At 42.7% G+C, this 20520-nt stretch carries 22 protein-coding genes; 12 read left to right on the forward strand and 10 right to left on the reverse strand.

Translation table 11 applies throughout. The features are described 5' to 3' along the window. Positions 1-450 precede the first annotated feature (450 nt). The 8 genes from EQO05_RS12815 to cbiT all read right to left on the reverse strand — a co-directional run bounded on the left by EQO05_RS12815 (position 451) and on the right by cbiT (position 6184). Positions 451-1023, reverse strand: a complete 573-nt coding sequence (locus tag EQO05_RS12815) for a hypothetical protein (protein ID WP_128507122.1) — start codon at positions 1021-1023, stop codon at positions 451-453. A gap of 676 nt (positions 1024-1699) precedes the next feature. Beyond that, the gene (locus EQO05_RS12820) at positions 1700-2431 is read right to left on the reverse strand and encodes a precorrin-8X methylmutase (RefSeq protein ID WP_128507124.1); all 732 of its coding nucleotides are present in this window, start codon (positions 2429-2431) and stop codon (positions 1700-1702) included. Next, positions 2421-3221, reverse strand: a complete 801-nt coding sequence (gene cobJ, locus EQO05_RS12825; protein ID WP_128507126.1) for a precorrin-3B C(17)-methyltransferase — start codon at positions 3219-3221, stop codon at positions 2421-2423. The genes EQO05_RS12820 and cobJ overlap by 11 nt, the downstream gene beginning before the upstream one ends. After that, positions 3190-3543 (reverse strand): cobalamin biosynthesis protein, encoded by a 354-nt coding sequence (locus EQO05_RS12830; RefSeq protein WP_128507128.1) that lies wholly within the window; start codon positions 3541-3543, stop codon positions 3190-3192. Before EQO05_RS12830 ends, cobJ begins: the two co-directional genes overlap by 32 nt. Positions 3544-3621: 78 nt before the next feature. After that, the gene (locus EQO05_RS12835; RefSeq protein WP_370273820.1) at positions 3622-4137 is read right to left on the reverse strand and encodes a cobalamin biosynthesis protein CbiG; all 516 of its coding nucleotides are present in this window, start codon (positions 4135-4137) and stop codon (positions 3622-3624) included. Positions 4138-4160: 23 nt separating this feature from the next. Beyond that, the gene (locus EQO05_RS12840; protein ID WP_128507132.1) at positions 4161-4889 is read right to left on the reverse strand and encodes a cobalt-precorrin-4/precorrin-4 C(11)-methyltransferase; all 729 of its coding nucleotides are present in this window, start codon (positions 4887-4889) and stop codon (positions 4161-4163) included. 71 nt (positions 4890-4960) lie between these two features. Further along, positions 4961-5569: a cobalt-factor II C(20)-methyltransferase gene (locus tag EQO05_RS12845; protein WP_128507134.1), complete on the reverse strand. Its 609-nt coding sequence runs from the start codon at positions 5567-5569 to the stop codon at positions 4961-4963. Between the two features lie 60 nt (positions 5570-5629). Then, the gene (gene cbiT, locus EQO05_RS12850; RefSeq protein ID WP_128507136.1) at positions 5630-6184 is read right to left on the reverse strand and encodes a precorrin-6Y C5,15-methyltransferase (decarboxylating) subunit CbiT; all 555 of its coding nucleotides are present in this window, start codon (positions 6182-6184) and stop codon (positions 5630-5632) included. Positions 6185-6904: 720 nt separating this feature from the next. Between cbiT and EQO05_RS12855 the strand changes: the two genes are divergently transcribed. Further along, positions 6905-8233: an isopropylmalate synthase gene (locus EQO05_RS12855; RefSeq protein WP_128507138.1), complete on the forward strand. Its 1329-nt coding sequence runs from the start codon at positions 6905-6907 to the stop codon at positions 8231-8233. Positions 8234-8257: 24 nt separating this feature from the next. Here EQO05_RS12855 and EQO05_RS12860 read toward each other — a convergent pair whose 3' ends face one another. Continuing rightward, entirely contained in the window at positions 8258-9286 is a 1029-nt protein-coding gene (locus tag EQO05_RS12860) for an isocitrate/isopropylmalate dehydrogenase family protein (RefSeq protein WP_128507140.1), read from the reverse strand. Positions 9287-9611: 325 nt separating this feature from the next. On the opposite strand from EQO05_RS12860, the gene EQO05_RS12865 reads away from it, so the two are divergent. Further along, positions 9612-10454 (forward strand): TatD family hydrolase, encoded by an 843-nt coding sequence (locus EQO05_RS12865; RefSeq protein ID WP_128507142.1) that lies wholly within the window; start codon positions 9612-9614, stop codon positions 10452-10454. Positions 10455-10796: 342 nt separating this feature from the next. On the opposite strand, the gene EQO05_RS12870 is transcribed toward EQO05_RS12865, so the two are convergent. Then, positions 10797-11282 (reverse strand): multiprotein bridging factor aMBF1, encoded by a 486-nt coding sequence (locus EQO05_RS12870; RefSeq protein WP_128507144.1) that lies wholly within the window; start codon positions 11280-11282, stop codon positions 10797-10799. Between the two features lie 57 nt (positions 11283-11339). On the opposite strand from EQO05_RS12870, the gene EQO05_RS12875 reads away from it, so the two are divergent. From EQO05_RS12875 to EQO05_RS12920, 10 genes are all read left to right on the forward strand, one after another. Beyond that, complete coding sequence (locus tag EQO05_RS12875; RefSeq protein WP_128507146.1) at positions 11340-12635, forward strand: proteasome-activating nucleotidase; 1296 nt, start codon at positions 11340-11342, stop codon at positions 12633-12635. Between the two features lie 181 nt (positions 12636-12816). Further along, positions 12817-13401, forward strand: coding sequence for a DUF99 family protein (locus EQO05_RS12880; protein WP_128507148.1), 585 nt, complete (start codon positions 12817-12819; stop codon positions 13399-13401). Positions 13402-13827: 426 nt separating this feature from the next. Then, entirely contained in the window at positions 13828-14952 is a 1125-nt protein-coding gene (ftsZ, locus tag EQO05_RS12885) for a cell division protein FtsZ (protein WP_128507150.1), read from the forward strand. 420 nt (positions 14953-15372) lie between these two features. Then, entirely contained in the window at positions 15373-15588 is a 216-nt protein-coding gene (locus EQO05_RS12890) for a protein translocase SEC61 complex subunit gamma (protein WP_128507152.1), read from the forward strand. Then, entirely contained in the window at positions 15585-16043 is a 459-nt protein-coding gene (locus tag EQO05_RS12895; RefSeq protein WP_128507154.1) for a transcription elongation factor Spt5, read from the forward strand. The genes EQO05_RS12890 and EQO05_RS12895 overlap by 4 nt, the downstream gene beginning before the upstream one ends. A 121-nt stretch (positions 16044-16164) precedes the next feature. Then, positions 16165-16650: a 50S ribosomal protein L11 gene (locus EQO05_RS12900; protein WP_128507156.1), complete on the forward strand. Its 486-nt coding sequence runs from the start codon at positions 16165-16167 to the stop codon at positions 16648-16650. A 239-nt stretch (positions 16651-16889) separates the two neighbouring features. Further along, positions 16890-17531, forward strand: a complete 642-nt coding sequence (locus EQO05_RS12905) for a 50S ribosomal protein L1 (RefSeq protein ID WP_128507157.1) — start codon at positions 16890-16892, stop codon at positions 17529-17531. Next, entirely contained in the window at positions 17532-18575 is a 1044-nt protein-coding gene (locus EQO05_RS12910; protein ID WP_128507159.1) for a 50S ribosomal protein L10, read from the forward strand. Between the two features lie 36 nt (positions 18576-18611). Continuing rightward, entirely contained in the window at positions 18612-18923 is a 312-nt protein-coding gene (rpl12p, locus tag EQO05_RS12915) for a 50S ribosomal protein P1 (RefSeq protein WP_128507161.1), read from the forward strand. Positions 18924-19660: 737 nt separating this feature from the next. Continuing rightward, the gene (locus EQO05_RS12920; protein WP_128507163.1) at positions 19661-20302 is read left to right on the forward strand and encodes a hypothetical protein; all 642 of its coding nucleotides are present in this window, start codon (positions 19661-19663) and stop codon (positions 20300-20302) included. The last annotated feature ends 218 nt before the right edge of the window (positions 20303-20520 follow it).

Genomic DNA, 20520 nt, shown 5'->3' on the forward strand with positions numbered 1-20520 from the left:
GTTTTAAATCAGAGCTCTTTGTATATATCTTAATAGTAAAATTTGTATTGGAGACACCTGGATGGTAGAGCCCAGAAGATAATCTTCGTAAATAATTAAAATGCGGATAAACCGAACTAAAAAAAGTAATAAAACTAAGCAGAGTAATTAAGTCAGTTTACAGTTTCTCTGAGGGGAAATAAAAAGAATTTGTTAGACCCTTTATAGTCAACCTGTTGATTATTGACATCCTATAGTAGCAGACTGGTTTTTCATTCCCGGGTCTTTCGAAATCCTTTAAAATCAATTACAAAAAACTAACTTTTATAATGAACTTATTTTTATAATAAATTTATTTTTATAATAAATTTATTTTTATAATAAATTTATTTTTATAATAAATTTATTTTTATATTAAACTTATTTTTATAATGAACTTATTTTTATATTAAACTTATTTTTATAATGAACTTATTTTTGCATGCTCATATAGGCTGACTTGAAGTTAGAAAGACTTGCGTCGGAACTTTCTCCAAGATCGTAGCCATTCATGCTGCCTGTTGCCGAAGCCAATCTGTAACTGGAACTGTCACTGCTCTTGAATTTATAGTTACCGTCTCTTGAACCGGATGTAGAGGACCCGGTTGAAACATCGCCCTCACCAGTCCAGTCAGCCTGAATGGTTAAAGTCTCTGCTTCACCTGTGTAGTAGTCACAGACATCAACCTTAACCCCAGAAAGGCTTGCAGAATTAAGTTTTTTAGATGCCTTGAAGACATCATCCTCTGTAAATAAGTATCCGTACTTTTCTGAATAGAAATCTGGTCCGTATGTAGTGGTTGATACAGAGATGTCTGTTCCATAATCGGATTCACCTACAGATAAGTACGTATAGGTAGTCATATCACCGTTTGTCTCATACCAGTTTGCGTACGCAGAAGCACCATTGTGCCTTTCTATTGTTTTAGATTGCAGCGCCTGTACACTCACAGTCGTAGAGATCAAGACTACAAGAGCAAATAATATCGCGTATGATTTTTTCATAGTGTACCTCCTTGAAAGATAATATTTTAACTAATATATGCAGAGATATTTATTCAAAATGGAATTTGCATATATTCAGGAGGATGTAGGCTGTAAAGAGCCCAAAGTAAATTAGTATAAAAGTATAAAAGGACTATGCAAATATATTTAAGGCGTAAAGATAAAAATCATTCTAAAAAATAATAAATAAATAAATAAATAAATAAATAAATAATTAAAATAATAAAATCGTTCGCAGCAAAGCAAACTTAAAAAGAGACCTTATACAAATTCCCTGTAGAGGGCATTTTTGAGTTAAATTAATCACAATTTTGAATTATGATTCAGTAAACGCTTAGCAAAGTTTGAGAAATTCTATAAAGCTAGGTAATTTAGACCTTTAGAGATTCTCTATTTATTATTCCGTGTTCATACAGGCAGACTTGAAGTTGGACAGATTTGCATAGGAACTTATTCCAGCTCACATCCGTTTATATTGCATGTAGCTGAAGCGTCTCTATATTTTGAACTGTCACTGCTCTTCCAGACATAGTTTCCACTTTGCGACCTGGACATATAAAAATATCTTGAAACATCGCCCTCACCGATCCAGTCAGCATTGACAACCATATTAATGGGAAAAAAGTTTAAGATTGGAAACTGAGGTTAAAATGTAAAGGAAAAGTTTGAGAAAGTATTACTCTTCACTTTCTCTTGCAATTGCAACAAGCTCGTTAACACATGCAACCGCCATCGGGGTTCCACCTCTTGTCCCTACACAGCTGATTGAGGGTACAGGAATGCTCAGGTTCCTTAGCATTTCCCTGGATTCGGCTGCATTTACAAAACCTACCGGAAGCCCAATGATAAGAGCTGGTCTTACGCCCTTCTCTATAAGTTTACAAACCATAATAAGGGCAGAAGGCGCATTTCCTATTGCAATAATACTTCCATCGAGCCTGTCACGGGCAGCCAGGAAACCTGCTGACGTGCGAGTAATTCCGTACTTGTTAGCAATTTCTGCATCAGGATCTTCATCGAGTACACAGATAATTTCGGATTTGTGCCCAGCCTTTGTAATTCCGGCTTTTACCATGTTAATGTCCACGAAAATCGGGGCGCCCTTTTTAATTGCTTCCACGCCTGAGGGGATGGGATCATGCATAAAACGCATAATATCTGCTACGGAAAGATCTCCTGTAGCAATAACGCAGCGCTGGCGGAAACGATCTTCGGGTGTTTTGTTCCCGACAATTTTCTGAATCATTGTCCGGCTTTTCATATAGATTGCTTTGGCTTCTTCAGTTCTTGCCCCGGAATCATTACAAATATTTACAAGTTCGGGATTAACATCAACTGTAAGCTCGGTAAATTCCTCAAGATTTTCGAGGTTTCCGGCCTTCTCATTAGCGTTCTGTTCAGTAGTCATATTTCTTGTGATACCCCCTGGGAGTGATTATGAAATCCTTCTTTTGGGAGCTCCAGATTCTGGAATCTCCATTTCCGACAAGGATTGTGGTGCTCATATCGACCCAATCCTCATATTCCATAACTTTTCCAAGAGTGGTCACGATCCTGTCCTCGCTTTCACCCCTCAGAGCGTTCTTCACAAGCCCCACAGGCACGGAGTCGGCTTTATACTGGCGGATAATTTCGATAGCTCTGGAAAAGTTAGACTGCCTCTTGCGGCTCTTCGGGTTATAAAGAGCCATCACGAAATCGGCTTCTGCAGCAAGGTTAAGCCTTTTCTCAATAACATCCCACGGAGTCAGAAGGTCGCTCAGGCTGACTACTGCAAAATCCGTCACAACAGGCGCGCCAAGCATACTTGCTCCGGCTAAAATTGCCGTTACTCCCGGAAGGATTTCTATATCAACTTCAAGCCCTTCGTGTTCAGCGACTTCAAGCACGATACCTGCCATGCCGTAAACGTTGGTATCACCGCCGCTGACCATAACGACGTTTGCAGCTTTTGCTAGCTCCACAGCTTTTCTTGCCCTGTCCACTTCTTTACCCATATAGCTGCGGATTACTTCCTGAGTTCCAAGGAGGCTTGCTATCTGGTCCAGATAAGTGCTGTTCCCGAGCACATAATCGGCATTAAGGATTACATCCCTGGCTTTGACCGTCATCTGTTCTACAGATCCAGGCCCGATTCCTACGATGTAAAGTTTTGCTCCGGTTGCTTTATCTTGCGATTGCGATTGTGACTCTGCCATAAATTTTCTTCCTGCAAATCAATTGTTTTTCTTCAGAAAGGGCCAGAGCTGCAGGCTCTGCAACTCCTTTTAATCCGAAGCGGGAAGCCTGAGAAGATGAAGGGGGATTATAGCTGTTTAACATCTCATCCGGTAAAAAATTCACCGGAATGCCAAGCATCTTTCCCGCTTCCAGAAGCCCCTGTTCATTTTCCTTAAGTTTCGCAGAAGCTAAAGCTGTAACTTCTATAAGGCTCAGGTTGTACTCACTGAGAGCCTGCTTTACAGCTTCAATAACCTCTTCTTTCGTAATGCCCCTGCGGGTCCCGATTCCTATAATCATCCGTTATCGTCTCTGATTCTTAATACAGTCCCGGCCAGGTTAGTTTACGTAAGTGTAGAGAAGTAATTGACAGCTCAGTTAGCTATTACTGCTGTCGTCTTTTACTTCTGCATTTTCCTGCCGTCTTCTTACCAGCACTGATACATCTTCATCCACAACAACAATTCTGGGCCCCTTAATCTCAAGAACTTCTATTTCCTGATCAAGGAGTGCACAGTTTACAGCTACAGTGGACTCTTTATTGAAGATCTCGCAGCCTAACCTGTCAGCAATACCTTCTACTGAGGGTTTACCATGAACCTCGGTAGCCGTCGTAAGCACAGGGACTGCTCCGAGTTCGGAAATTTTTCGGGCAATCTCATTTGCTCCGTGATGCCCCCCAAGCAGAGGGATTGCAAAGTTCAGGTTTGAATCGACCACGATCACAGCAGGATCAGACCACTTATTATCGAGAAGGGGAGCAATATCCCTGACCACGATGCCTGTGGCAAAGACCGCAATTATTACCCCATAATTTTTAAAAGCCTTTTCGAATATGCCCTTTTCGTAAAGGAGCAGGTCGGCTTTCAGGTGTTCTGCTATCCTTGCCGCAATATCCCGGTTCCTTTCAAAGGTGATTACAACGGCTCCTGGGCTACTCCGTATAGGTAAGACCTCCTGTAGTTTTTAGGGTCGACAACCCCACCGATAATTATCATTGCCGAGCGTGTAATTCCTGCATCCTTGACCTTGTCTGCGATATCTTCCACGGTTCCTGTAATGACCTCTTCGTCCTCCCAGGAGGCGTGAAATACCACTGCAACAGGTGTGTCCTTCGGGCAGCGGACCTTTTCCATAATTTCCCTGATCTTCTGCGTGCCAAGGAAAATTGCCATAGTAGTATTGTATGCAGAAAGCTCGGGGATAAGGTCTTTTTCCAGGGTTTTTCCGGCAGGGCGCGTAATGATTAGCGTGTCTGAAACGCCATTAAGAGTCAACTGTGTACCAAGAGCTGCAGCACTTGCAAAAACCGAGGAAACCCCGGCAACTCTTTCGACCTCGATATCATACTTTCTAAGTTCTTCCATCTGCTCTATGACGGAACCGTAAAGAGACGGGTCTCCACTGTGGAGACGAACAACGAACTTTCCGGCATCCACCGCATCCGCGATTATTTTAGTGGTCTCATCGAGAGTCAGCCCATAGCTGTCCACTGTTTCTCCCTGCGTATAATTAAGCACCTCGGGATTTACCAGAGAGCCTGCATACATCACAAGGTCGGCTTTTTCAAGCATCTCACGACCGAGTATGGTAATAAGTTTCGGGTTCCCTGGGCCTGCTCCCACAAAATACACTTTTCTTTCCATCTGACCATTCCCTTTGCTTTCGTGTTTTATTTAAGTTATATATGATTCCGCGAATGTTACGTAGGGCAATTTTACTTCTTTCCGTAAATGATACTGAAATAGTTCCCTTTTTCCGGGATTTCTTCTTTTTTGCGGATTATAAGCTCATTGTCCGAAAAAAGTCTTTCTGCAAAGATAAACTCCCTGTATCCTTCAGCTTCAAGCTGTCTAACTATAGTTTTCGGTTGAGTAGCTTTCAGGTGAATCTTGTATCCCACCTCAGAACCGTCACTGACTTCAAAAGAACTTTCGACCGCAACATCAGTTCTCGCAGCAAAGGAGGTAATTGAACTTATGCCAGGCACAGTTGCAAGCTCAACGTCCGGATAGTGCTTACGCATTACCTTTTTAAGATGGGAAAAAGTAGAGAAAAAGTTAGGATCGCCTATAAGCCCGAAAGCCACATTGCCTTTTCTCGCCTCTTCTGCCACCCTGTCAGCGTTTTCCTTCCAGAGAGCATTGAGAACTTCAATGTCTCTTATCATGGGAAACTCAAGGATTTCGGCATCTGCATAAGGAGCCACCAGGTCTTTTGCCATGCGGCCTGGAACATATACCTTATCGCTGTTTTTCAAAACGTCCACTGCTCTGAGGGTCAGAAGTTCAGGGTCTCCGGGACCAAGTCCTACTCCTATTAACATGCTATCGCTCCGTAGATTATAAAAATTAATTTAACGCAGAATTCAATACAGGAAAATTTTTCATTTTTGCTTTTTTCCGACAACGATATACACCGGATTTTCGGGTTTGAACATCGTTTCTCCGGCAATTGGTGCACTTCTCGAAACCGAAACATGAACTACTTCATCAAAAATCCCGAGTCTTTTCATTGCCTCAATTGTCCTGACAACTGTTTCGATACGGACGGCATTTACCACAATACTTCGGGCTTTTTTCTTAACGAGTATCTCCAGCACTGAGCCAATATTCTTTGTCCCGCCGACAAAAGCACAATCGACAAAATCAGTAAAATCTTCCGAGTTAAGGAGATCTGAGGCTTCACCAGCTAAGATTCTGGCGTTTTCTATATTGAAATTCTTGAAATTCGTTTCAGTGGCTCTCAAAGCTTCATCTCGAGCATCTATCGCATAGATAGTCAGATTTCGAGCGATTTTTGCTGCTTCAATCGAAACCGAACCGGTCCCACAGCCTATATCTGCAAACCGATCTCCGTCTCGCAGCCCCAGTTTGAAAAGGGATACAGCAATAATCTCAGGTTTTGTCGGACCTCCGCTAACACTTACTATTTCGGACATATTCTACCTCGGGATAAAGTAAAGCAAATATATGAAATGTAAATTAAATATATGTCGATATAATAACTAATTTTATTAAATAGATCATATTTTAATCAGCGCCGGAAGATACGTTTTATTGAAAGATATTCATGCAGGCACATACAAACGTAATTAAGATCGGGATTTTAATAATTAAAATCAAATTTTTCAGATTAGCTTGATTATAAATATAACTTGTTGTAGATATACCTTATTATCGTGAAGAAGGGCATGATAGGAAAGTAAACTTTCGTGAAACTGCAAAGAACGAAGATTAACTCTCCACAAGAAAAATTTATACCAATTTTCCAAAACAATATCATGCCGCCTTTTTTTCAGATAGTATCCGGAAAGTATTCTAACACGAAGAATAATCGTTCTCTTCTATTAATCTTAATATGTTAGAGATAATAAATATATAAATATAAAAATACATTTTGTATTTTGGAAGAAAGAGATTTTAACTATAAGAACATATCATAAATTAATTACAGGCACATAAGAATAATATGCTGCTTAATAAAATTAGAAGTGACCTCCGAGTAGTGTTTTTTAAATAGGAAGCTAAGGCTCTTCGGTTAAATACAACTGATTTTCTGATCTGTATACCTGAAAACATGTTTTAAGAGGAAAACCCCGCAGTAAAAGCCCGCTCTCTCGATGCAGGGCCCTGCCGCCTGAAAGAAAGGAGGAAAAGCGATGAAAATTTACGAATCATATGACGATCTGCCCAAATTAAAGCTGCCTTATGGAAACGACGTGTACATAAGTGACAGCACTATTCGCGACGGCTCCCAGATGCCGGGAATAGTTCTGAGCAGAGAACACAAGCTTCAAATTTACGAGTACCTGCACGAGATAGGAATTGAGAAACTCGAGGCTTTCGTATTTAATAAAAGGGATAGAGATGCCGTAGATCTTATGTTCGACATAGGGTACGAGTTTCCTGAAATTACAGGCTGGGCAAGAGCTTCAAGAGCTGATATAGACAAAATCCTCGAAGTCGACGGGATTAAAGAAGCCGGAATCCTTATGTCCGTATCGGACACCCATATTTTTTCCAAGATGAGACTCGCAGGCAGGGAAGAAGCCGTAGAAAAATATCTGGACGCCCTGCAGTATGCAGTGGACCATGGGTTACGCACGCGAGCACACCTTGAGGATATGACAAGGGCAGATAACTACGGTTTTGTCTTCCCGCTCGTTGAGAAAATTATGGAAATCGACCCTGGTTGTATTATCCGGGTCTGTGATACCGTAGGGTACGGAATGCCCTTCATGAATATTGACGAACCTTACGGAATTCCGAAAATCGTCCAGCACCTCAAAAAGGAAATCGGAGTTAAAAATATAGAAACCCATATCCATGACGATTACGGATTCGGGTCAGCAAGCTCAATTGCAGGCTTCTGGCACGGGGCAAACTGGACAAGCGTAACATTCCTGGGCATAGGAGAACGTGCGGGAAATAGTGAAATGGAAAAGATCCTGCTTTTCCTGGCAGACAGAGTAGAAGGTTTTGAGCGATATAATCTTGAGCCTGTTACTCGGTTTGCAAGGTTCATGGAAAAAGAACTGGGGCTGCGGGTTCCAAGAAACAAAGCCGTAGTCGGGAAAAATATTTTTGCCCATGAGTCTGGAATACATGCCGCAGGCGTCCTTAAAAATCCCTTCAATTACGAACCTTACCCTCCGGAACTGGTAGGGGGAAAGCGGCTCCTGCTTATAGGGGACTCCTCAGGTCTGGAGGTTATCCGGTATAAGGTTCAGGAAACTTTAAATGACCTTCTTGATGTTGAAACCATAGTGGAAAAAGACGACAACCGACTCTTGAAAATCCAGACCGAAATCCAGAAGCTCTATGATAAAGAGGAAAGGGTTTCCTGTATCTCGGATGAAGAGTTGCTTGCTTATGTGGAAAAATATTTCCTTTACCAGCCTATCTGCAACCCGGCACTTTCAGGCAGGGGGAAATTGAAGAATAAAGGAAAAATAGCTGAATCTGAGGAAGGAAAATTGAAGGAATAAGAGAATTCTTCCTTCAGTACCTTCTTATTTGAGAATTTCTGCCGTATACTTTGCGATCTCGCCAGCCATCTGACTGAGTTTCGCATTTCCTCCGAGATCGTAAGTCACATACTTGCCTTCGGAAATTACACGCTCTGCGGCCTTAAATATCGCTTCGGACTTCTCCTTTTCTCCAAGGTAGTCAAGCATCCATGCTCCTGCAAGTACGGTTGCGACAGGGTTTACCTTATCCTGGCCTGCATACTTTGGAGCCGAACCGTGAGCCGGTTCAAACATTGCGAAAGAATCTCCGATATTGGCAGAATAGATCAGACCGATGCTGCCTACCAGAGCCGAGCATTCCTCACTGATTACATCCATAAAGAGGTTTGTAGAAAGGAGGACCTTTTTATTGAAAATCTGAGGGTTCTTGATCAGCTGCTGGGCAATATTGTCAATATGATAGGGCCAGATCTCGATATCCGGGTAATTCTGCCCGACCTTTTCGACCTCTTCTAAGAAAGAGCCGCAGGTCAGTTTCAGAATATTGCTCTTATGGATTGGCACAACGGCATCATAGCCTCTTCTCTTGGCTTCCTCGAAAGCATAGTTTGCAATCTTGCGTGAAGCTGTACGTGTGATCTTACGGATTGCAATCGATACATCGTCTGTAAGCTGGATTTCTTCTCCAATGTAGAGACCTTCTGTGCCTTCACGTACACAGACCATTTCCACATCTCCAAGAGGTGCACTTGAGTTAGGGAAAGTTTTGATTGGCCTGACGTTTGCATAGAGATCATACTTTCTCCTTATAGAGACGGCTACACTTCTTGGAGATCCTATTCCTCCAGGCGTAGTTGTCGGGCCTTTAAAGCTGGCATCAGAGCTGTCAAGAATTTCCCAGGTTTCATCCGGGATAAGGGAGTCGCCTCCGTGCTTTTCCCACCATCCAGCCCCTGCTTCACACATAACGAATTCAATGTCTGTGCCAGCGGCTTCTACAACTTTAAGCATTGCGTCCACAAGTTCGGGGCCTACCCCGTCACCTTTGATTACTGCTGCGGTTTTACTCATATTATCACCAGATCTTAAGGTTCGTATTTAAAGAACCGTAGCGACTGAAAAGCTAAAAAAGGGGAACTTTTCGAAAATTTGGTAAGAATAATTGGATCTTCCTGCGTACTGAACGTAAGGCTATATATTTCAAGTTTTGGGTAATTAATACTATGCCGATCAATATCTCACAGGAAGTCAGATTCGAGAAATATATGCCTGTGACATTTCTAAAAAATCTAGCCCTATATTTTCAAAAAATATCTCTCCGGATTTATCCTGTGCTTCCATAAACAAATATGGACTTAAGTCAAACTCAGAAAGAATAGATTTTCGAGGAATAAAGATGCCTGTAAAAGTTCCGATTACCGACAATCACATGCATATCGACCCCAGAGCCAGGGGACTTGAAGCAATAAAGGAATTCAAGAACTCTGGAGGAACTCATATAATTCTGGTCACCAAACCCAGCTGGTCGATCGGGATAAAAGTCAAAAAACCTGATGATTATCTAAGGGTTTTCGACGAAACCGTAGAAACCGCGTCAAAGATCCGGGAACTTGGAGTTGGAGCTTTTCCTGTGCTTGGAATCCATCCGGCAGAAATCTCAAAGCTTACCGAGTATATGGAGCTGCGGGAAGCTACAGAGCTTATGCAAAAAGGTCTCGAGCTTGCTTCAAGGTACGTTGAGAAGGGTCTTGCCGTAGGGATAAAATCAGGACGCCCTCATTATCCTGTGCCTGAGGAGGTCTGGGCAGCTTCGAATGAAATTATGGAGCATGCATTTTCCCTGGGAAAGGATCAGGATTGTGCGGTTCAGCTTCATACTGAAAGCGTGGGAGAGCCCGAACTTCAGGACATAGCAGAGAGGGCAAGAAAAACAGGAATAAAAATGTACAGGGTTGTCAAACACTACTCGCCGCCTCTGGTAAAAACCTGTGAAGAGCTTGGGATTTTCCCGGGGGTGATCTCGGTAAAAGGAGCAATCGAGCATGCACTTGAAGAAGGTACACGGTTTATGATGGAAACGGATTACATTGACGACCCTGACAGGCCAGGTGCTGTACTCGGCCCGAAGACAATTCCCAGGAGAACTATAAAACTCATGGAAACCTATGGTGAAGAGCCTTTCTGGATCATTCATAAGGAAAACCCTGAAAAGGTATATGATATCGAAATCGAGATTTAAGAAATTTCCAGGGAAAAGCCGGATAGAAGAGTTGCGGACCGCTATTTAAGAGAATTAACGATTATAAAGAAGATTTAAATCAAAGGAGAGATCCGGAAAAGAAGAGGCTCAAAGCAGGAAGGAATTAAAACAAAAAAGTGACTTGGAGCCGTTAAAGATAAAAAGGCACGTAAAAGCAGAGGGAGAAGGATGTTAGAAAATGCCTTCGAATTGAACCCTCTGTTGCTCCCTTGAGGGAAAAACTGCCGTAAATCAGATATTGCTGCCGGAACAAAGCCTGCAGTCAAGATTTACTTTTTTATTCTCTACCTTGAATTCACGATTTATTTTTTATTTTGAGATTTATTTTCTTTTTATTTTCACTATATCTCCGAGGGTAGTATCTTTCTTCATGTGAGAGACTTCCTGTCCTGAGCCTTCAACACGTTCCGTAAGTTTGATGTTAAGAGCGTGTTCGAGTTTCTTTCGAACGGAATCTTCTGGCACGATTTCGTTGCGTTCTATCTTTTTGATCAGAGATGCTTTTTCTTTGATATTTTCAGCCAGATCCTCCTGAGACCAGCCTTTAGCTTCTCTGGCTTCCCGGATGATCTGATCATAATTATCCAGGAGTTCATCTTTCAAAATATCGAAAAAATCCTTTTTTGGCCTATTTTCGGTTCGTGTAACCGTCCGAACCACCGGAGAGACTTTTCTTGACACGGGAGTTCGCTTATCAACGGGTTTACCATATGGAGCACATTTCTGGCAGACCTGGAGCTCGCTGTTGTCAATTGTAATGCATATAGACTTTCCGCGGATCTCTGCACCACATATTTCGCACTGCATATTGATCACTTCGAAAACGCTATATACGGTATGAACTTAAATATTATTCGGAGCTCCATGACGGAAAGTACCAGAAGTAAGGATGAAAGCATGCGCAGTCACCTTGGTAAGTCCGGACCTTTATATGACGGAATCGAGCCTGGAGAGCTGGGGGAAGTAACTGAAAGCGTCCAGGACCGAATGAGGCAACTTGAAAGCCGAAACAGTTTTCTGGAAGAGCAGTGCAGCCAGATTGAGTCCGAAAAACGTTATCTTGAAAACCAGAAGATAAAGTATGAACGGGAAATACGGAAGCTGCAGTCTGAACTCGATCGGATGAAAACCTCTCCGCTTATCATTGGTACGGTCATTGACGTGATAAAGAATGACAGGATAATTGTCCGGAGCAGCAACGGACCACAGTTCCTGGTTAATGTCTCACAATATATCGATGAGAAGAAACTGCTGCCAGGGGCAAAAGTTGCCCTGAACCAGCATACGCTTGCCATTGCCGAGGTTATTCCTTCAACGGAAGAGCCTTTTGTCGCTGCAATGGAAGTCCTCGAAAGCGTGGAAGTGGACTATGACCAGATAGGCGGTCTCGAGGAGCAAATCCAGGAACTTCAGGAAGCAGTTGAGCTTCCTCTTATTGAACCGGAACGCTTTGCCCGGATAGGTATCGAGCCTCCTAAGGGAGTTCTTCTTTATGGACTTCCGGGAACAGGCAAAACCCTGCTTGCTAAAGCTGTGGCTCACAGAACCAATGCGACCTTTATCAGGGTTGTCGGCTCTGAGCTCGTGCAGAAGTACATAGGGGACGGTTCTAAACTCGTAAGGGAAATCTTCGAGATGGCACGGAAAAAGGCCCCGAGTATTATCTTCATTGATGAGCTGGACTCAATTGCCGCAAGGCGTCTGAATGAGACGACTGGCGCAGACCGTGAGGTTCAGAGAACACTCATGCAGCTACTGGCAGAGATGGATGGCTTTGACAAAAGGAAAAATATCAGGATTATTGCAGCAACAAACCGCCCTGATGTCCTTGACCCGGCAATTTTAAGGCCAGGGCGCTTTGACAGGCTTGTTCACGTCCCGATGCCCGGAATAGAAGCCAGAGGAAAGATTCTCGAAATTCACTGTGAGAAAATGACTCTTGCAGGAGATATTGATTTTAAGAGGCTTGCAAAAGCTACCGAAGGAATGAGCGGAGCAGACCTGAAGGCAATAGCCACAGAGGCAGGTATGTTTGCGGTCAGGAAAGACAAAGAACTGGTTGAGATGGAAGATTTCCTCGAAGCAGTGGATAAGGTATCTATGGCTGCAGATACGCAAAAGATGATGCCTTCCAGTCTCCCTGAAAGCATGTTCGTGTAAAAACTTCCCCGGTAAACCGAATGGAAACGAAAAGCCCCTCAGGGGCTCTTTTTATATTCAGCCGGGAGAAATCATCATTTTTACCGGAAAAACTGAGGATTTCCCCGGATATTAGTTTTGTTAGAGGTTATGTACAGGAAACCGACAAACTATTTTTATAATCCAGACATAAAAAGTACCTGTGAATTCCGATTTTCATATAAAACCCGAAATTCGAATTCTGGGTATAGATGATTCTGCGCTCCTCAGTGAAAAAGTAATGATAGTCGGGGCTGTTTTTCGGGGTGGAGACTGGATTGACGGAGTTCTTCGCTCGGAGATCACAAAGGATGGGCTTGATGCTACTGATGTAATCGGCAGCCTGATAAAGAAGAGCAAACATTACGGCCAGATAAGAGCGGTTATTCTTGACGGGGTCACCTATGGAGGCTTTAATGTTGTGGATATACAGATGCTTTACAGGGAAACCGGAATTCCTGTAATTGTGATTATGCGGTCCTATCCAGATTTTGAGAAAATCAAATCCGCCCTCAAGTATTTTCCGGACGGGGGAGAGCGCTGGACAATAATAAAGCGAGCCGGAAAAATTGAAGAAATCGCCGGTCAAAAAAATCCCATTTATATCCAGAGAGCAGGCATAGGACTGGAAACTGTGAAGAAAATTATTCAGCTTACCTCAATAAGAAGTAATATTCCTGAACCTCTGAGGGTTGCCCACCTGATTGCGACAGGCATCATCCTCGGGGAATCCAGAGGAAAAGCGTAATTAAGGTTAATTCTCCAGGAAATATGCGGATACGAAACCGAATATCAAATCAGGCGAATGAAGGCACATAGGCCCGGAGAAAAGGGAAAAGTAAAAATACATGGACAGCTTGAAAAAATAAAATAATAAAGAAATCGCAAATGAGCTAAAAAAATAAGTAGGGTCGGGAAGAAAGGAATAAAATATAGGGAATAAAAGGAACCATAATAAGACTTGAAAGAAAAACCTGGGGCTAAGCAGGAAAGTAGAAGAATTTAATAAAATTATTAAACATATACAGTATAAGTTTAAAGACTGTAAAAGGAAAACTATTAAATTGGAAACTGTATATGTGATGGTTAAAATACATGTGTTCCCTCTAAAAATACATTTATTCTTTAATACCAGCCATTAAAATTACCCCATCGGATGGAGGAAAACAGTAGCATGAGATCCATTGTGGAAGAAGCCCTCGCTCGATCTGCCCTGGAAGGACGTGGCGGGCAGAGAGAGTACTCAAATTCAGATTACTCTAATGCAGACTCAGAAGTTGATGCTGAACTTGAAGAGATACTCAGGAGCCTCAAAACAACCATCAAAGTGGTAGGTTGCGGAGGCGGCGGTTCAAATAGCATCCAGCGCATGTTGGGCGAAGGAATCAAGGGAGCGGACCTTGTAGCCGTTAACACCGATGCCCAGCACCTTCTTCATATACGCTCCGGCAAAAAGATTCTTATTGGGAAAAAGAAAACTCGTGGACTTGGCGCCGGCAGCCTCCCCCAGATCGGAGAAGATGCTGCAATCGAGAGTATCGACGAAATAAATAAAGTTGTCGAAGGCTCTGATATGGTCTTTATCACTGCAGGTCTTGGAGGAGGAACCGGTACAGGATCGGCCCCTATAGTAGCTGAAGCGGCAAGAGATGCAGGAGCACTTACAATCGCAGTCGTTACACTGCCCTTCAGTGTGGAGGGCCATGTACGTAGAACCAATGCAGAGGCAGGTCTTGAGCGCCTGAGAGATGTAGCAGACACGGTAATAGTTGTCCCTAATGATAAGCTGATTGAAGTCGTCCCGAGGCTCCCACTCCAGGCTGCCTTTAAAGTATCAGATGAAGTCCTTATGAGAGCCGTAAAAGGCATAACCGAACTGATCACAAAGCCCGGTCTTGTAAATCTCGACTTTGCAGACATAAGAACTGTTATGCAGAACGGAGGCGTTGCGATGATCGGGCTTGGAGAGTCTGACGGGGAGAACAAAGCTGTAGAATCCGTACAGAAAGCCCTGCGCAGCCCGCTTCTTGATGTGGACATTTCAGGTGCGACCTCTGCCCTTGTTAATGTGGTTGGAGGCCCTGACATGACGATTTCAGAAGCTGAGTGCGTAGTTCAGGAGGTTTACAGCCGGATAGACGCAAACGCCCGCCTTATCTGGGGTGCCCAGATTGATCCTGACCTCGAACAGACCGTACGTACCATGATCGTGGTTACAGGAGTGACATCCGCCCAGATTTACGGCCACGGGAACGACAAGAATATTACCTTCAAATACGGGATTGATTTTGTAGAGTGATCAAACCAGACACAGAAGGAACTAAAATCATCGGTTGGAAAAAATACTGTTTTCCTCTCTTTAAAGTAAAAATAAGAGATAGGAATAAAAACCAATCGAAAACTATTTTTATGGTAAATACCGTATGATGCCGATACAATTCGGCATCAAAAAAGAAATATTTCTACTGACACGATTAAAGATTTGGAATAAAATTGAGATCCGATATCGGAATCTTTTCACGTTTTAAATACCGTGTCAGTGATATCTTCATATAATAGGAATTAATAATATAAACCGCCCGTTCCTTCCTTAACCTGAATCCGGAAATTTGTGTATAGTAAGAAAAGCGAATTTCGAGAACGGTCAACATATAGGAAGAATTACAGGCAAAAAATTCAAGATATATTGATAAAATAAAGAAAACCTGGATGTGAATTGATGGTAGAATCCACGTTTGAACCGAAAATAACTGTAGAAAGCGTTGGTCAGGCAATTCGGGCACACCTGAGAGTCCTGAAACTTACTAAGAAACCGTCCAGGGAAGAGTTCTTGACCATTGCCAAAGTTGCAGGTATTGGCATTCTGGCTGTGGGAGCAATAGGATTTATGGTATATGTACTGTTGACAATGTTGCCCCAGTGGGTGGCCCAATGAGTGAGGATTCTCAGATATTTGTAATCAAAACCACGGCAAACCAGGAAAGATCGGTTGCAACAGCTCTTGCCAGAGTTTCGAAAAAGGAGAAGCTGGATATAAGGGCAATTCTGGCTCCTGATGAGCTGAAAGGATATGTCCTGGTCGAGGCTCCTAAATCCGGAATTGTAGAACTGGCAATTCAGACTATTCCCCATGCGCGGGCTCTTGTGAAAGGGAGCTCTTCGATTGCTGAAATTGAGCATTTCCTTAAACCCAAACCAACAGTAACAGGAATCAAGGAAGGGGCTATAATTGAAGTCACTTCAGGACCCTTTAAAGGGGAGAAAGCCCGGGTTAAAAGGGTCGATGAAGGACATGAGGAAATTACTGTGGAACTGTTCGATGCTGTGGTTCCGATTCCCATAACGATTCGTGGCGACACTGTCAGAATACTTAAGAAAGATAACGAGTGAAGCCGCAGCGGGATGGAAAATACCGAAAAATTCCAGCTTATTAATAAATAAAATCACCAGTACTCAGAGTGGATCGAAAAGATCTGCAAAGTATATAGTTATTAAAACCGGTGAGACTCAGATGACAAGTATTGTTGAAGCACTTGTCCCCGGAGGAAAAGCGAATCCTGGACCACCTTTAGGTCCGGCGCTTGGTCCGCTCGGGGTCAACATAAAAGAAGTGGTCGAAAAGATCAATGAAAAAACCAGGGACTATAATGGAATGCAGGTTCCTGTTAAAGTAATTGTTGACGATAAGAAGAATGTCGAGATCGAAGTAGGTACCCCGCCAACGGCATCCCTGATCATGAAAGAGATAGGAATCCAGAAAGGGTCAGGAAATGCAGGAAGTGAAGTTGTTGGCAACCTTAGCATGTCGCAGGTCGCAAAGATCGCCCGCATGAAAAGGGAAGATGTACTTTCCTACGATCTCAAGTCAACAATGAAAGAGGTAATCGGTACCTGTGTCCCCATGGGTGTGACCGTAGAGGGAGTTAAGGCAAAAGAAAGCCAGAAGGCACTCGACCAGGGCAAGTTCGATGATGTGCTTGCCGGCGAGGAGTGGTAAGCCTTCCCATCCCTTTACTATTTAATCCGGAAATTCATTACCACCAATAGTTTTAAATCGGATAGCACTAATAGCTCAAGAATCTTGCACATTGTTGCAATAAATTAAAATAATAGCTATTAGCGGCTTACTGTTAAGAGTAACAGAACCCGGATTAATGGGGAAGCCCTAAGACCAACCGTAGTAAGCCGAAGAGGCTGCTTGAACAAGCAAGTTCAAACACTACGGGGAGGAACAAGATGGCAGAAAAAACTATACTGGAAGCTGTCAAGAAAGTACTTGAAGAATCGCCAAAGCGCAATTTCTCGGAAAGCGTAGACCTGGCGATTAACTTAAAGAATCTTGACATGAACCAACCGAAGAATAGAGTCGATGAAGAAGTAATTCTTCCTCACGGGCTCGGAAAAGAACTGAAGATCGGCGTTTTTGCAAAAGGTGATGTGGGCCTGAAAGCAAAGGCTGCCGGTGCTGCGTATGTTATTTCTGATGTTGAGCTCGATGAACTGGCGGCTGACAAAAACAGAGCCAGGACTCTTGCAAACGAATGTGACCTTTTTATCGCAGAAACCCAGTTCATGCCAACAATTGGTAAGAACCTTGGTATTGTTCTCGGACCCAGAGGGAAAATGCCTATTCCACTCCTACCTAACAAGGATATAGGCGAGCTTATCCAGAGCAAGCAAAATGCGGTCAGGTTAAGGTCAAAAGACAAGCTTACTTTCCATGTGCCTGTCGGTCGAAGGAATATGAATCCCGACGACCTTGCCGAAAACATTGAGACTATAGTTTCCAGGCTGGAGCGTGTTCTGGATAAGGGCAAGCATAACCTGAGAACAGTCTATGTCACGACAACTATGGGAAAATCCGAAAGGGTGGTGTAAATGGCAGAGGAGAAGCATCACACGGAGCACGTCCCACAGTGGAAAAAGGATGAGATCGATAATATAAAGGAACTCATCCAGTCCCATAAGGTATTCGGAATGGTAGGGATCGAGGGCATTCTTGCAACCAAGATCCAGAAAATTCGCCGGGACCTTAAGGACGTTGCAGTGCTCAAAGTCTCAAGGAACACCCTTACAGAGCGGGCTTTAAACCAGCTCGGAGAAACCATTCCCGAGATGAATAAATATCTTGACAAGCAGACGGCTCTGATATTTACCAACGAAAGCCCCTTCAAGCTTTACAAAGCGCTTGAACAGACAAAAACCCCTTCTCCGATTAAAGGAGGCGCTATAGCTCCTGTAGACATTACTGTCCAGAAGGGACCTACCAGTTTCCCACCTGGCCCGATTCTCGGAGAATTCCAGAGTGCAGGAATTCCAGCTTCAATAGAAGCAGGAAAAGTTGCAATAAAGGAAACGAAGGTTGTCTGTAAAGCAGGTGAGGCAGTCCCGCAGAAGCTCGCAACCATGCTTTCAAAGCTGGAGATATATCCCCTCATTGTAGGTCTGGACTTAAGAGCCGCCTATGACGAAGGGACAATTTACGAGCCGGAACTCCTTGCAATTGACGAAAGCCAGTACTTCTCTGATGTTATCAGAGCAGCCCAGAACGCTTTCAATCTCTCTGTCAACACTGCATACCCAACAAGCGCAACAATCGGCACCCTACTGGCAAAAGCCTTTGCAGAGTCAAAGAACCTTGGTGTCAATGCTGTCGTATTTGATTCAGGAGTCATGGACGCTTTGCTGGCAAAAGCTCATGTCCAGATGACATCCGTAGCATCCGAAGCCGCAGACAAAGATGCAAATGCCGTGGATGACGAACTGAGGGAAGTTCTCGGAGCAGCCGCAAGCGCAGCAGCAGCCGCAGCAACCGCAGCACCCGAGAAAAAAGAAGAAGAAAAGGAAGAAGAGAAAGAAGAGGAAGAAGAAGACCACTCCGAAGAAGATGGAATGGCCGGCCTCGGTGCCCTTTTCGGATAAATAAATTTACGATAATTGAAATTTAGGTGATCAACAATGGAATACATATATGCAGCTCTCTTATTACACAACGCTGGTAAAACAATTACCGAAGACGCAATCACTGCCGTTCTCCAGGCAGCAGGTATCGAAGTTAACGAAGCCAGAGTAAAAGCCCTTGTCGCAGCCCTTGAAGGCGTAGACATTGAAGAAGCAATTGCAAAGGCAGCATTCGCAGCACCCGCAGCCGCAGCAGCCCCTGCAGCAGCAGCCCCTGCAGCAGAAGAAGCTCCTGCTGAAGAAGAGGAAGAAGAGGAAGACACCTCTGAAGAAGACGGAATGGCCGGTCTCGGCGCCCTTTTCGGATAAACACAATAAAATTTCAATACCTACAGCTCGCCTTAAGGCGGGCACTTTTTTTTCAATAGAATTTAGCAGTAGTTTAATAACGTAGAATTATCTGATTTTCTGTAGAATTCTTTATCTTTTCTTAAAATTCTTCATTTTCTAAAAATATTTATCTTTTCTACTTGATTCTCTGCACTACGATATAATATCCCTTTTATTTGACTTATAAAAACAGAATATGACGAGACTAAAAGCAATAATAGGGTTATTGGAGAGACGACACTAAAACTCATTTTTAGTCTGAGTAATTGAAAATTTTTAGATTATTTTCTGTGATTTAAAAACTGATTCTCTAAAATCTAGTATCCAAAGAAGAAAATAAAAAATCACTGAAGTATACTCGTCAAAAGATATAAGCTGAGATTTTGAAACTGATTCATTATTTTTAATTGCTTGCTGAATTTAATCTATCGATAGAAAATAATTTATAATCTCGATGCCAACTGTTTAAAGTATATGTAAATCTTGCATATACTTAAGAAAATTTTGAAATTAAGGATTTAAAAAAATTGTGAATCTTGATCAAATAGAGTTAACCCTTGTCTTATCTTACATGCGGAAGGCTTCCGGAATGCGCACAACTGACGGCTGAGGGTTGTAGATAGTGCAGCAGGGAACGAAGGATCAATAACCGAATTCTATGACCTGATAGGGTGAATAATTTTCACCCGATTTTTATATTTTATGGCGATGATTTAATGAGGATAAAAATAGCACTGGCATTGATGTCTGCTATCTTTATGTTTTACTGGGCCGCAGCCTTAATAATAAGTTGTATACTTCGGTCAATATCTGTCACAATACTTTCTTTCGGAGACTTGACAGAGTTAATGAGCATTATTTCGTTTTTTGGTTCCATACTTTTCTTATTGGAAACAAGAAAAGTATTACCCAGATGGCGTCTGGCAATCCCATTATGTATTTCTCTATTTGTACTGGTTATCGTAAATTTTTGGATTATTTTTAGTGGTAGAGAACTTCTTAGTGACCACATCGGCATCGCAGAAACACTCGTGATGCTATTTATGGCATTACTGTCCCCATTCTCGGCACTGGTCTTCTTATCTATGGATAGACATCCTGACTCGATGAATGCATATCTTGCAGTTTCATCTGTAGCGAATATGCTTTCGATGTTACTCCTTTTCTTCACGCTCAGTGGACTTTCACATGCACTTTCAAGAGGAGGGCCTACTTTTGATGCTGTTGTCGCTTTTCAGGCATTTTATTGGCTCTTTGTGATGCCGGTTATAGGAATATGTTTTTTAGTTAGAGCAATAACATACAGGAATCCCAGAAATATTCAGAGTCCGGTAACTGTTAAGCCCACTCAAAATTAGTTATTAGTAAATTAGTAGTTAACTCAATTTTTATTTATTTACAAAGAATTTTCACACGATTCTTGGTAGATAACTTTGACTTAGCTTACTTTAAGCTTACTTTAATATTATATCTGATCACTTTAGGTATTAAATGGTTTAACAAATTATCCACGAACTTCGACTCATAAGTCAGTAAGCTATATGGAGCCGAAAAAGTATGTTATAAACTAGTTCTC

The sequence above is a fragment of the Methanosarcina sp. MSH10X1 genome (genome assembly GCF_004099695.1).
Lineage (GTDB): Archaea > Halobacteriota > Methanosarcinia > Methanosarcinales > Methanosarcinaceae > Methanosarcina.

Bases quoted from the DNA above. Each gene is read 5' to 3' on its own strand.
- EQO05_RS12815 (WP_128507122.1), bottom strand. From the start codon at position 1,023: ATGAAAAAATCATACGCGATATTATTTGCTCTTGTAGTCTTGATCTCT.
- EQO05_RS12820 (WP_128507124.1), bottom strand. From the start codon at position 2,431: ATGACTACTGAACAGAACGCTAATGAGAAGGCCGGAAACCTCGAAAAT.
- cobJ (WP_128507126.1), bottom strand. From the start codon at position 3,221: ATGGCAGAGTCACAATCGCAATCGCAAGATAAAGCAACCGGAGCAAAA.
- EQO05_RS12830 (WP_128507128.1), bottom strand. From the start codon at position 3,543: ATGATTATAGGAATCGGGACCCGCAGGGGCATTACGAAAGAAGAGGTT.
- EQO05_RS12840 (WP_128507132.1), bottom strand. From the start codon at position 4,889: ATGGAAAGAAAAGTGTATTTTGTGGGAGCAGGCCCAGGGAACCCGAAA.
- EQO05_RS12845 (WP_128507134.1), bottom strand. From the start codon at position 5,569: ATGTTAATAGGAGTAGGACTTGGTCCCGGAGACCCTGAACTTCTGACC.
- cbiT (WP_128507136.1), bottom strand. From the start codon at position 6,184: ATGTCCGAAATAGTAAGTGTTAGCGGAGGTCCGACAAAACCTGAGATT.
- EQO05_RS12855 (WP_128507138.1), top strand. From the start codon at position 6,905: ATGAAAATTTACGAATCATATGACGATCTGCCCAAATTAAAGCTGCCT.
- EQO05_RS12860 (WP_128507140.1), bottom strand. From the start codon at position 9,286: ATGAGTAAAACCGCAGCAGTAATCAAAGGTGACGGGGTAGGCCCCGAA.
- EQO05_RS12865 (WP_128507142.1), top strand. From the start codon at position 9,612: ATGCCTGTAAAAGTTCCGATTACCGACAATCACATGCATATCGACCCC.
- EQO05_RS12870 (WP_128507144.1), bottom strand. From the start codon at position 11,282: ATGCAGTGCGAAATATGTGGTGCAGAGATCCGCGGAAAGTCTATATGC.
- EQO05_RS12875 (WP_128507146.1), top strand. From the start codon at position 11,340: ATGACGGAAAGTACCAGAAGTAAGGATGAAAGCATGCGCAGTCACCTT.
- ftsZ (WP_128507150.1), top strand. From the start codon at position 13,828: ATGAGATCCATTGTGGAAGAAGCCCTCGCTCGATCTGCCCTGGAAGGA.
- EQO05_RS12890 (WP_128507152.1), top strand. From the start codon at position 15,373: ATGGTAGAATCCACGTTTGAACCGAAAATAACTGTAGAAAGCGTTGGT.
- EQO05_RS12895 (WP_128507154.1), top strand. From the start codon at position 15,585: ATGAGTGAGGATTCTCAGATATTTGTAATCAAAACCACGGCAAACCAG.
- EQO05_RS12900 (WP_128507156.1), top strand. From the start codon at position 16,165: ATGACAAGTATTGTTGAAGCACTTGTCCCCGGAGGAAAAGCGAATCCT.
- EQO05_RS12905 (WP_128507157.1), top strand. From the start codon at position 16,890: ATGGCAGAAAAAACTATACTGGAAGCTGTCAAGAAAGTACTTGAAGAA.
- EQO05_RS12910 (WP_128507159.1), top strand. From the start codon at position 17,532: ATGGCAGAGGAGAAGCATCACACGGAGCACGTCCCACAGTGGAAAAAG.
- rpl12p (WP_128507161.1), top strand. From the start codon at position 18,612: ATGGAATACATATATGCAGCTCTCTTATTACACAACGCTGGTAAAACA.
- EQO05_RS12920 (WP_128507163.1), top strand. From the start codon at position 19,661: ATGAGGATAAAAATAGCACTGGCATTGATGTCTGCTATCTTTATGTTT.